This is a genomic window from Citrobacter sp. Cpo040 (assembly GCF_030332915.1).
Lineage (GTDB): Bacteria > Pseudomonadota > Gammaproteobacteria > Enterobacterales > Enterobacteriaceae > Citrobacter > Citrobacter portucalensis.
This window is the reverse complement of the sequence record NZ_JAOWGX010000036.1, coordinates 1-14,459: the sequence shown is the minus strand read 5'-3', so window position 1 is coordinate 14,459 and position 14,459 is coordinate 1. Positions and strand designations below refer to the sequence as shown.

At 51.5% G+C, this 14,459-nt stretch carries 14 protein-coding genes; 7 read left to right on the top strand and 7 right to left on the bottom strand.

The window, feature by feature from the left end:
* Positions 1-48: 48 nt before the first annotated feature.
* The 3 genes from appC to cbdX are packed head-to-tail and all read left to right on the top strand — an operon-like array spanning position 49 to position 2,844.
* Entirely contained in the window at positions 49-1,593 is a 1,545-nt protein-coding gene (gene appC / locus OGX86_RS14965) for a cytochrome bd-II oxidase subunit 1 (protein ID WP_286640255.1), read from the top strand.
* An 11-nt stretch (positions 1,594-1,604) separates the two neighbouring features.
* Positions 1,605-2,741 (top strand): cytochrome d ubiquinol oxidase subunit II, encoded by a 1,137-nt coding sequence (appB, locus tag OGX86_RS14960; RefSeq protein WP_286640254.1) that lies wholly within the window; start codon positions 1,605-1,607, stop codon positions 2,739-2,741.
* 13 nt (positions 2,742-2,754) lie between these two features.
* Positions 2,755-2,844 (top strand): cytochrome bd-II oxidase subunit CbdX, encoded by a 90-nt coding sequence (cbdX, locus tag OGX86_RS14955; RefSeq protein WP_003830863.1) that lies wholly within the window; start codon positions 2,755-2,757, stop codon positions 2,842-2,844.
* 52 nt (positions 2,845-2,896) lie between these two features.
* Here the strand turns inward: cbdX and OGX86_RS14950 are convergent, their stop codons facing one another.
* A complete protein-coding gene (locus tag OGX86_RS14950) occupies positions 2,897-3,610 on the bottom strand; it encodes a GNAT family N-acetyltransferase (protein WP_286640253.1) in 714 nt (237 codons plus the stop codon).
* Between the two features lie 192 nt (positions 3,611-3,802).
* Positions 3,803-5,272 carry a MocR-like pyridoxine biosynthesis transcription factor PdxR gene (gene pdxR, locus OGX86_RS14945; protein ID WP_286640252.1) on the bottom strand — a complete coding sequence of 490 codons (1,470 nt, stop codon included), beginning with the start codon at positions 5,270-5,272 and terminating at the stop codon, positions 3,803-3,805.
* Between the two features lie 124 nt (positions 5,273-5,396).
* Between pdxR and OGX86_RS14940 the strand changes: the two genes are divergently transcribed.
* The 4 genes from OGX86_RS14940 (at position 5,397) to OGX86_RS14925 (ending at position 9,817) form a co-directional block, all read left to right on the top strand.
* Positions 5,397-5,846 carry a GNAT family N-acetyltransferase gene (locus tag OGX86_RS14940; RefSeq protein WP_008783829.1) on the top strand — a complete coding sequence of 150 codons (450 nt, stop codon included), beginning with the start codon at positions 5,397-5,399 and terminating at the stop codon, positions 5,844-5,846.
* Between the two features lie 167 nt (positions 5,847-6,013).
* Positions 6,014-7,018 (top strand): LacI family DNA-binding transcriptional regulator, encoded by a 1,005-nt coding sequence (locus tag OGX86_RS14935; protein ID WP_008783828.1) that lies wholly within the window; start codon positions 6,014-6,016, stop codon positions 7,016-7,018.
* A 153-nt stretch (positions 7,019-7,171) separates the two neighbouring features.
* On the top strand, positions 7,172-8,623 hold the full coding sequence (nhaC, locus tag OGX86_RS14930; RefSeq protein ID WP_048226419.1) for a Na+/H+ antiporter NhaC: 1,452 nt from the start codon (positions 7,172-7,174) through the stop codon (positions 8,621-8,623).
* A 12-nt stretch (positions 8,624-8,635) separates the two neighbouring features.
* Positions 8,636-9,817 carry a MalY/PatB family protein gene (locus tag OGX86_RS14925; protein WP_286640251.1) on the top strand — a complete coding sequence of 394 codons (1,182 nt, stop codon included), beginning with the start codon at positions 8,636-8,638 and terminating at the stop codon, positions 9,815-9,817.
* Positions 9,818-10,410: 593 nt separating this feature from the next.
* On the opposite strand, the gene OGX86_RS14920 is transcribed toward OGX86_RS14925, so the two are convergent.
* From OGX86_RS14920 to OGX86_RS14900, 5 genes are all read right to left on the bottom strand, one after another.
* Entirely contained in the window at positions 10,411-10,869 is a 459-nt protein-coding gene (locus tag OGX86_RS14920) for a hypothetical protein (protein WP_286640250.1), read from the bottom strand.
* Between the two features lie 174 nt (positions 10,870-11,043).
* The gene (locus OGX86_RS14915) at positions 11,044-13,377 is read right to left on the bottom strand and encodes a primase-helicase zinc-binding domain-containing protein (protein ID WP_286639293.1); all 2,334 of its coding nucleotides are present in this window, start codon (positions 13,375-13,377) and stop codon (positions 11,044-11,046) included.
* A gap of 11 nt (positions 13,378-13,388) precedes the next feature.
* Positions 13,389-13,709 (bottom strand): DUF5375 domain-containing protein, encoded by a 321-nt coding sequence (locus OGX86_RS14910; protein WP_286639291.1) that lies wholly within the window; start codon positions 13,707-13,709, stop codon positions 13,389-13,391.
* Positions 13,706-13,966 (bottom strand): hypothetical protein, encoded by a 261-nt coding sequence (locus OGX86_RS14905; protein WP_396349907.1) that lies wholly within the window; start codon positions 13,964-13,966, stop codon positions 13,706-13,708. The genes OGX86_RS14910 and OGX86_RS14905 overlap by 4 nt, the downstream gene beginning before the upstream one ends.
* 72 nt (positions 13,967-14,038) lie before the next feature.
* Positions 14,039-14,459, bottom strand: a 421-nt coding sequence (locus OGX86_RS14900; protein WP_286639289.1) for a hypothetical protein, incomplete at its 5' end; no start/stop codon positions are given.

Sequence of the window (14,459 nt, the reverse complement as noted above, 5' to 3'; positions counted from 1 at the left end):
GCGTTTTCTTCCTTACCTATTCACTCTCTAATGCCTGATGGAGTTCGCATGTGGGACGTCATTGACTTATCGCGCTGGCAGTTTGCGCTGACCGCGCTGTACCATTTTCTGTTTGTTCCCCTGACGCTGGGGCTGATTTTTTTGCTGGCCATCATGGAAACCCTGTTCGTGGTGACCGGCAAAACAGTCTACCGCGACATGACGCGTTTCTGGGGAAAGTTATTCGGTATTAACTTTGCGCTCGGCGTGGCAACCGGCCTGACCATGGAGTTTCAGTTCGGTACAAACTGGTCGCTCTATTCCAACTATGTGGGTGATATTTTCGGTGCCCCGCTGGCGATGGAAGCCTTGATGGCCTTCTTTCTTGAATCCACCTTCGTGGGGCTGTTCTTCTTTGGCTGGCAGCGCTTAAACAAGTATCAGCATTTACTGGTGACCTGGCTGGTTGCGTTTGGCTCTAACATCTCGGCCCTGTGGATCCTCAACGCCAACGGCTGGATGCAGTATCCAACTGGCGCTCACTTTAATATTGATACCCTGCGCATGGAGATGACCAGCTTTAGCGAGCTGGTCTTTAACCCCGTCAGCCAGGTGAAATTTGTGCATACCGTGATGTCCGGTTATGTCACCGGCGCCATGTTTGTGATGTCCATCAGCGCCTGGTATTTGCTGCGTGGTCGCAATCGCGAGTTCGCCCGGCGCTCCTTCGCGGTGGGTTCCGTCTTTGGCACGCTGGCTATCCTCGGCACGCTACAACTGGGTGATAGCTCAGCCTATGAGGTCGCCCAGCTCCAGCCGGTAAAACTGGCGGCAATGGAGGGCGAATGGCAAACCGAACCGGCCCCCGCGCCCTTTCATGTCATCGCCTGGCCGCAGCAGGAGCAAGAGCGTAACGCCTTTGCCGTGAAGATACCGGCCCTGCTGGGTATCCTGGCGACTCACTCGTTAGATACCCCGGTTCCAGGACTCAAAAATCTGATGGCGGACGCACTCCGCCGCCTGCAGCGGGGTCGGGAGGCGTGGCTGCTGATGCAGGAAATCGCCAAAGGTAACCGCACGCCTCAGGTACTGAACGCTTTTCACGCTGTGGAGAAAGATCTGGGTTACGGCATCCTGCTGGCGAACTACGCACCTGACATGAACCACGTTACACCAGCGCAATATCAGGCCGCGCAACGCGGCGCTATCCCGCAGGTGGCCCCCGTATTCTGGAGCTTTCGCATCATGATTGCATGCGGTTCGCTGCTGCTACTGGTGATGGCGATTGCGTTGATACAGACCTTACGCTGGCGTATCGACCAGCATCGCTGGGTACTGCGCATGACGCTGTGGAGCCTGCCGCTACCATGGATTGCCATCGAAGCTGGCTGGTTTATGACGGAGTTTGGCCGCCAGCCGTGGGCGATTCAGGATATTTTGCCGACATGGTACGCCCACTCCGCGCTGAGCGCAGGCCAACTGGCCTTCTCGATGGGGCTAATTCTCACGCTTTACACCCTGTTTTTAATTGCTGAGGTCTACCTGATGCAGAAATACGCGCGCCTTGGTCCAGATGCAATGCATAACCAGCAACCAACGCAACAACAGGGATAAAGGAGACAATCATGTTGGATTATGAAACGTTGCGGCTCATTTGGTGGCTGCTGATTGGCATCATTCTGGTGGCCTTTATGGTCACTGACGGGTTTGATATGGGGGTCGGCTGCCTGTTACCGCTGATCGCGCGAAACGATGATGAGCGACGGGTGTTAATCAATAGCGTCGGGGCGCACTGGGAAGGTAACCAGGTGTGGCTCATTCTGGCGGGTGGTGCATTATTCGCGGCCTGGCCGCGGGTCTATGCCGCCGCATTTTCGGGGTTTTATGTGGCAATGATCCTGGTGCTGTGTGCCCTTTTCTTTCGCCCGTTGGCCTTTGATTATCGCGGCAAAATAGCCAATGCACGCTGGCGTGCTATGTGGGACACCGGGTTGGTTATCGGGAGCCTGGTCCCTCCTGTTATCTTCGGCGTCGCGTTCGGCAACCTGTTCTTGGGCGTACCTTTTATCTTCACACCACAGCTTCATGTGCAATACCTTGGCACTTTCTGGCAGTTACTCTCCCCCTTTGCGCTGCTGTGCGGCGCATTAAGCCTGATGCTGGTTATTCTGCAAGGGGGCGTGTGGCTCCAGTTGAGGACCGACGGCATTCTTCACCAACGCGCGCTCTCTGCTACCCGTCGCAGCGCGATGCTGGTCGTGCTCTGCTTTCTGTTAGCCGGTTACTGGCTATGGACGGGGATCGACGGCTATGTGCTACTTAGCCAGGATCCGAATGGTCCTTCCAACCCGCTATTAAAAATGGTAACGACCTCACCGGGCGCGTGGATGGCGCACTTTTATCAGTCACCACTGCTGTTAATTATTCCGCTGCTTGGCATGATTTTCCCGATGCTCGCGATCTATGCCTGCGGGCAACGTCGGGCCGTATGGGGATTTTTGTGCGCTTCACTGACCCAGGCCTGCGTGATCTTCACCGCCGGAATCACCCTGTTTCCGTTTGTGATGCCTTCAAGCGCGTATCCGCTCTCCAGCCTGACGGTGTGGGACAGTACCTCCAGCCAGATGACGCTCAGTATCATGCTGGTTATTGTGCTGATTTTTCTACCGATCGTTCTGCTTTATACCGTGTGGAGTTATTACAAAATGCTGGGACGAATCAATGTAGAAACGATCCGCCGCCACAATCACGAACTTTACTAGGGAGGACCGTACGATGTGGTATCTGTTTTGGTTTGTCGGCATTCTGCTGATGTGCGCACTCTCCACGCTGGCACTGGTCTGGCTGGAGTCGCGGCAGAAATAATACTGCGCGTGCGCTACGCTTTCTGGCTCCCCGGTTTATTCGGGGAGCTTTTTTATCCCCTTTCCATCAGTTCGCCAAGGCGCCGAATCTGCCGTCCCTGGTGATCGAAATTACGCTCATCGAGCCACAGATCGTAGGCAGGTCGAAGTATCGGGTACTCACCGTCAATGATTGAGTACCATGCGGTATCACGATTTCGTCCACGGGTAACGATAGCCTGACGGAATATGCCTTCAAAACTGAAGCCAAAGCGCTCCGCCGCCCCACGGGAAGGCGCATTGAAGGCATCACATTTCCATTCAAAGCGGCGATAGCCCAGCTCCTCAAAAACGTACTTTAAAAGCAATGAGATGACTTCCGTTGAAATTCGTGTGCGTTTCATGCGTACGGAGTAAGAAACATGCCCTACCTCAATCACACCATTTGCGGGATCAATCCGCATAAGAGCAAACGTCCCAACAGGCTTCATACTGGTTAAATCGATCACGGCAAAATGCATCGGATCTGTCTGTTCTTCCATGTTTTTTAAATAAACCAGGAAGGCATCAAAAGTTTCAAAAGGCCCGACCGCCAGATATGTCCAGTCGCGACAATCGCTTGCTTCGCAGTACGCTTCATACAACTCTTTTGCATGGCGTTCGGTGTTAATGCGTTCAAGCTTACAATAGCGACCTGTAATTTGCTGAGCCTGTGGAAAGGGTGCGCCTTTCCAGTCAGACAAAGTCATACCTACGGGTTGTTGGAATTGATTAAAGACGCCCGGCATATCTGTACCTTTTACAAAACAGAACTAAACCAGCGCAGGGTATGATCAAACTGAGCGGCCCAAAAGAACCACAATGCGTGTTTTTAACGGATCCACACTATTTAATTGTACAAAAAACAAACTCTATATTTTTGCCCGTAGCGAAAGAAACGTATTTACTGCATTAATGCTAAGAGCTGAATATATTATAATTTAAATAACCTGAGCCAAACGACGAATCCCATCAACAATTGCCTCTACCGGATGATTTGCAAAACCAATCAAAATCCCCTGTCGTGATACATCTCTCTGGTAATAACGACTTAGTGATAGTATTCCCATCCCTAGTAATCTGGCTTGCTCCTCAACTTCATTTCCGGTTAATCCGTTTTGTAGCCAGCACACAATATGGACGCCAGAGTCAGAAGGCTGCACAATCATTTTATCAGCCAGGTATTCTTGAATAGCATTGACCAGCGCAGTTCTTCTTTCATAGCATGCCTTACGAATTCGGCGCACATGACTGGAATAGTGACCATCCTCAATAAAATTCGCCATCACAGCCTGTTCAAGATAACTGGTGCCAAGATCGGAAAAATATTTCGTCACCATAATCTGTTCTTGTAAACCCGGCGGGACAACTAAAAAACCTAAACGGAATTCCGGGTACATCATTTTAGAAAATGTTCCGGCGTAGATTACGCGTTGATTCTGATCTAATCCTTGCAGAGCTTGTAAAGAACGGTCGGCATAACGGAACTCGCTATTATAGTCATCTTCAAATATCCATGCCTGATTCGACTTCGCCCATTCCAGCAACTCAAAACGCCGGGATAAACTTAACGTTCCACTTAATGGATATTGATCCGACGGGACGACATAGGCCAGCTTAGCGTCAGGAAAATGATCAATACCATAGCGGACGTTCATTCCCTCGCTATCTACCGGTACCGGCCTCACCATCGCGCCAACTGACATGAAGGCTCCGCGAGCGCCTTTGTAACCCGGGTCGTCCAGCCAAACGTCACTTCCTGCCGACAGCAATGCTCGTGCAGTAATGTTCAATGCCTGTTGAATACCATTTACGATGATTATCTGATCTTCGTTACAGTTCACTCCACGCGTTGTTTTAATGTAGCGGCAAACCGCTTTTCTCAAAGGAAGGTACCCGCAAGGATGAGTGTGAGCGCCCAGTTGATGCCGGGATTGTCTCCAGACACGTTGCAGTAGCTTTCCCCATAACGCATGCGGGAAGAGATCCGTACACCCGACACCAACCGCAAATAGGCGGTTCATGCCGCGCCCTTCATACTCATTTGACCACAAATCGCGAACAGGATTATTTCGGCTGTGAACCTGTTCATCAGGCGAGACGACGCCCCCCGACGCTATCTTTGGATAGCTATTGCTGATACTCCGATCCGGAATATTATGTGAGACATATGTTCCAGACCCTTTACGGGTCTGGATATACCCTTCATCTAATAGCCTGTCATAACCGGCGATCGCTGAGTTTCGTGAAATTGACATCATCTCGGACAATGCCCTGGTTGACGGCATTTTTGTTCCTGGCGGCAATCGCCCTTCGAGGATGTGATCGCGGAGGATGTGGTAAACCTGCTCCTTAACCGCGCCTTTTCCTAAAACAAATCCTTGAAATAAAGGCGCATTATTTTTCTTCATTGTATTAACCTTTATACTAAAAGTGGATCCTATCAATATATCGAAAGTGTCTCTTTACGAGAATTTATAAAGTTCTTAGTATCATCATACTAACACATTACTCGTATAAAATATCAGGATATATATGATTAACATGAATACCGTTACTATTGAAAGTGCAGAACAAAAAGACTACGCCAGCTGGCTTCCTTTATGGATAAACTATCAAACATTTTATCGCACTAAAATTTCAGATGAAGTAACAAAATTAACGTGGGAGCGTTTCCTTACCCCGAGCGAACCTGTTTATTGTGCTGTTGCCAAATATGATGGAAAAATAGTGGGACTGGTGCATTATCTCTTTCACCGTTCAACATGGGCAGAATCCAACTATTGCTATCTCGAAGATTTATTTGTTAGCGAAGAGGTACGTGGTCAACATATCGGTAAACAGCTTATCGAGTATGTCCAACAACAAGCCAAAAAACACCACGCGTCAAGATTATACTGGCATACGCATGAAACCAATCTCCGTGGACAACGTCTGTATGACTGGGTGGCCCAAAAGAGCGGGATGATCGAATATCGTATGTAAGGATAATAATACTCAGGATAGTATTTAATTATTCAGTACTAAAAATAAGCCTCTGAGTAGATATACTCAGAGGATGTCTCGGTGACAAATCCCCCCAACCTGAATAAGATAAGGAAAAGACCCAGCGATAAGCAAATTCTTAAGAATCAAAAAGGTAAAGAGCCAGCATGGCAACGATAAAGGATGTTGCAGAGTTAGCGGGAGTGTCCACCGCAACAGTTTCACGTGTTATTAATCAAACCGCATGGGTTGAACCCGTGACGCGTGAGCGTGTTGAAAAAGCCATGCGCGAACTGAACTATCATCGCAATGCCGCCGCTATTGCATTAGCGAAACGCAGCGGTGACATGCTCGGGTTATTGACCGGCAACCTTGCCGATCCCTTTTTTGCCAGGCTTGCCCGAGGCGTGGAAGAAGTATCACGCCAGCAGCAATTTCGGCTGATGGTATGCAGCGGTGGCCACGATGAAGGAATGGAAAAATCAGGACTCGATTTTCTGATAAACCAGGGCTGTGAAGCTATTGTGGTCCATGCCAGTAGGCTTTCTGAAAAGGAACTGTTGAGATATGCCGCTCATTTTCCTGCCATGGTGGTCGTGAACCGCTATATTGCCGGGATGGCCAATCGCTGCGTGTGGCTGGAAAATAGTCAGGCAGCTAAAACAGCCACGCTACATCTCCTGGAACAGGGGCACCGTTGTATTGCCTGCGTGACAAGTGATTTACCGATTATCGATCGCCGTGAGCGGCTGGAAGGTTATCGCCAGGCGCTGGCCGAATATGGCATTACGCCAGATAAAAACTGGGTTATTAGCGTGCCCTTCAATGAAGAGGGTGGCGAACGCGCTGCGCATCAGTTGCTTAATTGCGGCATTCCTTTCACCGCAGCGGTGACGTTTAATGATGTAATGGCCGCCGGAATTATGCGCATCCTCCATCAGCAGGGAATTACACTTCCGCAGCAGCTTTCGATCGTTGGATTTGATGATGTGGTGATGGCCCGCTATCTCTACCCCGCACTCACAACAATGCATTATCCCGTTGAGCGCATGGCTCGCTGCGCTTCGCAGCTGGCGATACAGCTTTTTAAGGGCGCAACTCAGCGTCCCAGCGTGAATAGTTTCACTGCGGATTTAGTGATCCGCGATTCTGTTCTTCCCCCCTCTCTCTGAAATCAATGCGTAAATCGTCAAGCCCCTGAATTGTGACCGACTTCAAGTTTAACGTCTTCATGTAATCGCTTACATGAGGGCCAATGAGCGGTCACAGTCAGGCAAAAGGGTGTTCTCTACTCTTGAGCGACCTTACAGACTGGAGATTCATGAATGAATGCCTCTCAAAATCAGAAAAAAACACTCTCATTTGGACTGGCAGTGATCCCTATTTTAGCCATGCTACTGCTGTTAATTATTGGCTACGGCATCATGGGGCTACGTATTGAGCCTTTGTTGCTATGTTCTGCTGCAGTCGCCGCGGGCATGGCCTGGTGGCAAGGGTATTGCTGGGAAGACATCATTAATTCGGTGGTTGATAAACTCGCCAAAGCAATGCCGGTTATCATGATTCTTATCTGTGTCGGCGGCCTGATTGGTACATGGATGTTCAGCGGCACCATCCCTTACATGGTGTACTGGGGACTTAAACTCATCAGCCCCGAATACATTCTCATCGCCGCCTTCTTTTTGACCAGCGTCGTATCGGTGTGTACCGGAACCTCCTGGGGTTCCGCCGGAACGGTTGGCGTAGCATTGATGGGCGTTGCCGCCGGACTGGATGTCTCGATGGCAGCAGCGGCAGGTGCCGTTGTTTCTGGCGCTTACTTCGGTGACAAGATATCGCCGCTGTCAGACTCCACCAACTTTGCGGCCATTGTTGCAGATACCACCCTTTTCGAGCATATCCAGCACTTATTGTGGACCACTATTCCCAGCTTTCTGCTTGCCGCCGTGGTTTATCTTATTGCCGGCCACAGCAATATGCTCGGCGAGGTCGCCACGCCGCAACGGGTTACCGATATTGTCAACGCTCTGGAGTCGCTATACCACTTCAATATCATTCTGATTTTGCCGCCAGTTATTGTGTTGTGGGGCGCGATTCGTAAAAAGCCAGTCATTCCTTTAATGCTGAGTGCATGCGTATTAGCCCTGATTCTGGGCGTTGTCATGCAAGGACTCAGCATCAAGCAGGGACTGGATGCCTTTATAGATGGATTTAACATTACTATGTTCCCGCAAGGGAGTGAGGGCATTATTGCTGATGTTCCGCGCCTGCTGAACCGCGGCGGAATGTTCTCAATGATGAGCACTATCCTTCTGGTATTTTGCGCATTCTCTTTTGCCGGTGCCTTAACGTTAACCGGCGCGCTCAACATTATCATTAACCGCTTACTGACGGTCATTCACAGTGTCGGTCAGTTAATTGCGGCAACCATTGGTACCACCCTTCTGGTGACCGGAGCGACAAGCGACGGCAAGCTGGCTCTTCTGGTTCCAGCTGAACTGTTTAAAGACGCATATCGTCGTATGGGACTGGATACCAAAAATCTGTCCCGCACTATTGAAGACGCTGGCACCGTCATTGAGCCGTTGTTGCCGTGGACCGCTGCCGGAGTTTATATGGCCACGACATTAGGAGTGAGCACGCTGGATTTATTGCCATGGGCGATTCAGTGCTATGCCGCAATCTTCTTCGCCTTGATTTACGGTTTCACGGGAATCGGTATTGCGAAGGCGCCATCAGTGGCAGAAACAGAAAAAAATATTACGGCAGCAGAATAGGGAGAGCATGTAATGGATTTTAATAAGATTATCGATCGTCACGATACCGCCTCGCTGAAATGGGACTTTATGGCGCGATATTTCGGCGAGGATACACATCAACTGTTGCCAATGTGGGTGTCTGATTTTGACTTTACTTGCCCGCCCGCTGTTCAGGAAGCTTTAACTCATCGCGTCGGGCACGGTATTTTTGGTTACAGCGAACGACCACAAAGCTACTTTGATTCATTAATCTCATGGTTCTCAACCCGGCATCAGCTGGAAATCAAGCAAGAGTGGATCTGCAGTATTGAAGGTGTTGTTCCGGGATTATCGCTACTCGTACAAATGCTGAGTCAACCCGGTGAAGGCGTGGTCGTTCAGGGGCCTTATTATGGTTCATTCGCTAAAATTATCTCTCTGAACGGCAGACAGCTGCTGGAAAATCCGTTGTATGAGGACCCGGCTACCGGTTATCAAATGGATTTTGCTCACCTGGAAATGTTATTCCGGACTGAACGTCCACCATTAATGATTTTATGTAATCCGCATAACCCAACCGGTCGTTGTTGGTCTGCACAGGAGCTGGAACAGCTACTTACGCTATGCGAGACCTATGATGTGACGTTGCTGTCTGATGAGATATGGGCAGATTTATTGCTTCCTGGAGAACAATTTACTTCAGTTCTGCATCTGGGAGAACGCTGGCATTCGCGTGTAATTTCAGCCACTTCAGCCAGTAAAACGTTTGGTTTGTCGACATTGCGTATTGCTAATTTTCTGATACCGGCACCGGCATTGCGTGAACACTTTTTACGCCGTCTGGATGCGCATGGACTTGATGTATTCAATGCGCTATCCGTCGAGGCGAGTACGGCTGCATGGCAACATGGTGCGCCATGGTTAGACGAGTTACTTGGCTATCTGGCTGAAAATCGACGCTGGTTTATTCAACAAATTGATGAATATCTCCCATGGGCTCGGGTTGTTCCTTCCCAGGCAACGTATCTACTGTGGATAGATTGCAAAGCGCTTAGACTGGATGATGAGCAGCTCAAATGGGTAATGCTTGATGTTGCCGGTATTGCGCCTTCAATGGGAAATGGCTTTGGTCCTGCTGGAAATGGTTTTATCCGGCTGAACATGGGATGTCCACGCCCCTACCTCGAAAAAGCGGTAGAGGGGTTGAAGCGTATTGCATTTACATCCTGTTGAATCTGCTCAGTAAACGAATCGGCCCTGGCACAGGGCCGCTCGATATTATCAGCCATTTCGACGAGGCCTGATTAACGACCTCTGAACTACCAACCAAGAATGGCGATGCGGAGAACGTGGTGCAGGTTACCCGGAAAAAATAAGATGCGCACTGAAAACCGCAGTAAACGGGGTTTGCGTTGATTTCGGTAGACCTGGGAAGAGTTTGAAATGGTGCGATAATAGGAGTCGAAAAACAAAATCAATTAATTGATTTTGTTGAAAAAATTAATATCGAAGAATAAAACTATACACACTCCTATACACATTGGCGGATGCGTTCATTTTTCGCACAACCTCAAACTACGAAAAAATCTTTTTTTATGGAAAACTATTCACACTGTTCACTCACCATTATTTATCTTTAATTTCAATATGATACGCAGTGAACAGTCCGTGAACAGTGAACACTTTACTGTTCACTTTTGTCGATTGTAGTAAAAGAGAGAGCCGTTCTATGTGGTCTAAAACTACATATTGGGGTGTGTCACACAATATTCAGAAATTCTAAAACGTCGGTGTTGCTCATTTGCTTGACGGTAGCTTTTAAAGCATCAATTTGACTTTATCTCTTGCAACTCATTTTTAGCTAGAAACTGAAATTCACCAATTTTAATATCCACACGATCTCTTAATTTGTTATAAAACTCCCGATCTTCAGTATAAATAACAATAAATTCATTTACGGCATTGAGTAGCTCGTAGGCACATTTTCGGATCAAATCGTCCGAAGAGATCTGGAGCTGGTTATAGATCCGCAAATAGTCGAGATAATCCTGCCCCTGCCCATCGCAAGGAACATCCCGATAGGTTTGCACAAGTGACTGTGATTGTGTGAGAAATTCAATATAAAGCGTTTTCTTTTCCTCGCGGAGTCTTACGAAACAAGAAGCCGCATCTTTTTCCTTATCATGTCGCTGTGACCTGATCAGCATGGCAAACGCCGAGACTGCACTAATCATAGCCCCAAGCCCAATTTTTAATGCAGAATCTAGAACTTCCATTCCTGTCATGCTCGTAACTCCCTTTTCTATCGGTTTTATCCATTGTACCAAACGACCAGTAGAAAGGTGTATTCCAACCTCAGCTTCTAACTGAATACTAGCGGGCAATTATCACAATGGCTTTTCTGCGTAATTTTACTAATTTTCAGGTAAAAAAGACCGGCTGATGCCGGTCCGGGTAGGTTATGTCGCAGTGGTTTCGTCGCACCGGGGCAGCCAGTCGGCGTTGCTTTCTTCCCTGAGCGCAAGGTTCGTCTGCATCCCCTGATTTGTTCGCCGCCTGGCGTAATTCAGCCCGTACTCTTTCAGCATCGATGACAGCCCTTTGCCGAACATGGTCAGGCTGAGTGTGTTCTTGTAGCCGTGCGCCTCCATGTAAACCAGATAGGCGTGATACAGGTACAGGCGCGGCTGTCGCGGGATGATATTCGCATTCCCCATGTACATACCGTCAGGTTCGGGCAGCGCCTCCAGATAGCCACAAAAATCAAATGTCGGGTCGGCGTCGCGTTTGATGCTGAGCGCCTCGTCGGAATTCTGCTGCGACTGGAGCAGTGTACGCGCGGTCATCGGGTCGCTGAACGTCTGCATGAGCTGGCGCACGATGACGGCCAGCTCCCGGGCGATTTTATCTTTCAGCTTCGGGTCACGCTCTTCCGGGGCAATCTGTTCCGGGAAGTGCATAATCACCCGGCGACGCGACACCCCGCCGCTGCGGTCGGTGAAGCGCATCGGATTGTTGTTTACGGCCAGTATCACCGCCGGAATATGGGTGGAGTACGCATCGCGGTATTTCGGGTCGACGGAGACCGCATCGCCGCCGGTGATGGCCTTGAGTCCTGCCCCGTCACCGCTCCATTTCTCCTGGTCAGGCAGACGTATCAGCGAGAAGCCAATCAGCGCCGCACGTTCGCGGGGCGACTCCAGCGTCTCGATGGTGGCCGACGTGGCGTTATCTTCCCCGGCGAGCATCGTCGCTATTTCGGCCAGAATACTTTTCCCGCTGCCGCCGGGACCGGTCACTTCGAGGAAGAGCTGCCAGTCGTAACGGTTCGCCAGCACCATAAACAGCGCGGCGAGTATCACATCCCGTTTATCGGCGCGCGAACCGGCGGCGCGGTCGAGCCAGCGCCAGAAATTCGGCGCGTGCGTCTCCAGCGTTTCCCCCTCCACCGGCGGGGTGAAATCCACGTCGCACAGGGTGCGCAGCCAGTGCGTTTTGCTGTGCGGGCTGAATACGCCGCTTTTGGTATCGAGCACGCCGTTGCGAAAGCCAATCAGCCGCCGTGGCGGGGCGTCCTGCTGCGGAATAATCAGTTTCAGGGTGTCGACCACCGAGGCAATTTTCCCCGACGAAAACGGGGCGCGCAGGCGCTGGAACAGCCCGGCCACGTCGCGCGCAAAGTCCGACGGCGGGATGATTTTCCAGATTCCCGCCTCATAGCGGGACAGGAGCTGGCCGTTCGCATCCACGGCCAGTGCTTCGCCGTAATGTTCATGCACCCGCATGGCTTTCTCACTGGTGCTCATGGCGGTAAATTCCGCCTCGCTCATGGTAGAGAAAGGGCTTTCAGCCGGTGGCCGGATGGCGTCATACATGGCTTTACGCGTGGCCTCCCCGCCGTGCTGTGTATACGCATCATTCCAGTCACCGAACACCGGCGGCAGGGCGACCACGCCCTCGCAGGACTCTGCGGCCGCAGACGCTTTGGTCTGGCCGTCGCCGTTAAGGTCACGGTCGGCGGCAATGACAATCCGGCAGGCCGGATATGTGTGACGGGCAAGGCTAGCCAGAGAAAGGAGGTTCACGGAGGACAGCGCCACCATGACGGTTTCCCCGGTCAGGTGATGCACGGTGAGTGCGGTCGCATAACCCTCTGCAATCCACAGGCGTTTTCCGGCCTGTTTTTTCCCTTCGATGACATGACATGCCCCTTTAACCTGACCGCCCTTCAGGGTGCGTTTGAGACCGTCCGCATTAATGAGCTGGACGTTAACCAGTGCGCCGCTATCGTCATACAGCGGGACAACCACATCACCGGCGCGGTACGTCACACCGCCGGTTTTATGCAGGGTGGCGAGCGTCAGACATTCCCGGCCGGGGAAGCCCTTGCGGGTGAGGTAGGCGTTGCCGGTGGCCGGGCGGGCTTTCTCCATGAGCCTGACGGCCAGCGCGGCCGCCACTTTGCGGTCGGCCTCTGTTTCAGCGTCTGCGGTCGCAGTCACCGCCGGGGAAACCGGCGGCAGGTTGCCGGTCACGGCATTCACCTTCCCGGCGGCCTCTGACGGGGTCACGCCAAACACTTTTTCTACCAGCTTAAGCCCGTCACCCGCGCCGCACTGATTGCAGAACCACGTCCCGCGCCCCTCTTTATCATCAAAGCGAAAGCGGTCGGAGCCGCCACACACCGGACAGGCCTGATGACGGTTTTTGATGACCGTTACCCCCAGCGCCGGGAGAATGCGCGGCCAGTGGCCGCACGCCTGTTTCACGGTGTCCGTTACGTTCATTTTCATGGTGCTTTCCCTCAGTGCAGTGCCGGTGCGGTGATATGACGGGCGCAGAGTTCATCCATCACGGCCAGCCCGAGAAAGGACAGCGACGGCGCGGCTTTCAGTGGTCCGGCTTCCATTAAATCTTCAAGCAGGGCACAGGCAATCTGACGGCCTTTTTCCTCGCCATGCTGGCGCAGATAGAAGCCCTCCAGCTCGGTCGCAATGGCGCTTTCCAGCGTACCGAGCGTGAGCTGCGGGTAGCGGTGCTGACGTTCGCACAGGGTCAGCCAGGCACAGGCGACCGCGCGGCGGTAAAGTGCAGCGCGCAGAACGGGAGATAATGCGGTTTTCATACATTGCCCTCCCCGGTCAGCCAGTGCTGATTACAGCGGTCGACCACGCCGTCGAGCCGGGCAGTCATGAGGTAAATCACCGAGGTGAGCTGCAACTGCTGCGCCGGATTGTGGCGCACGGTGGTACAGCCCTGCACCTGCATCAGGTCGCCGACGAGCTGGCCGACGTTGCGCATATGTTCGAGGCATTCGAGGTCTGCCCGGCTGATGGTGGGCTGGTTTATATTCTGCGGCCGTTCCGTACTGTTAACAGGCATTATGTCGTCTCCTGAGGACGTGCGTATCCCTGCGCAGATACGCACATTTTATTTTTTGGGTGTCGTTTTTAATTACAGATAATGGCGGTAGCTGTTATCCGGTTTTATTTCCGTTTCCGGCCTGAAATTATTCCGCCATTTATGCGCCACCGGCGCCGGACGTTTAACCGGGGGAATATCGTCAGGATAGTTATCGATATTCCGCGCCCGGTATTGCTGTAATGCCGGGTCGGCCGCTATTTCGCGTAATACGGCGTGGCGGTTTTCAGGGTTGCGCTTAAATACATCGGGATGCTCACAGGTAAAGTCCCGCAAAAAACGACTGAGCGGAATTTCTGCCATGCGGCCACCGGCAATAATACGAATGAGGATGGTGTAGGTGCGCCGGTACGGATTCCAGACCAGCTCCGGACAGCGGTACGGCATATCCCACGGAATACCGTCGGCCAGCACGCCCGACACCACCACATCAGGAAATCCTGTACAGCGATAT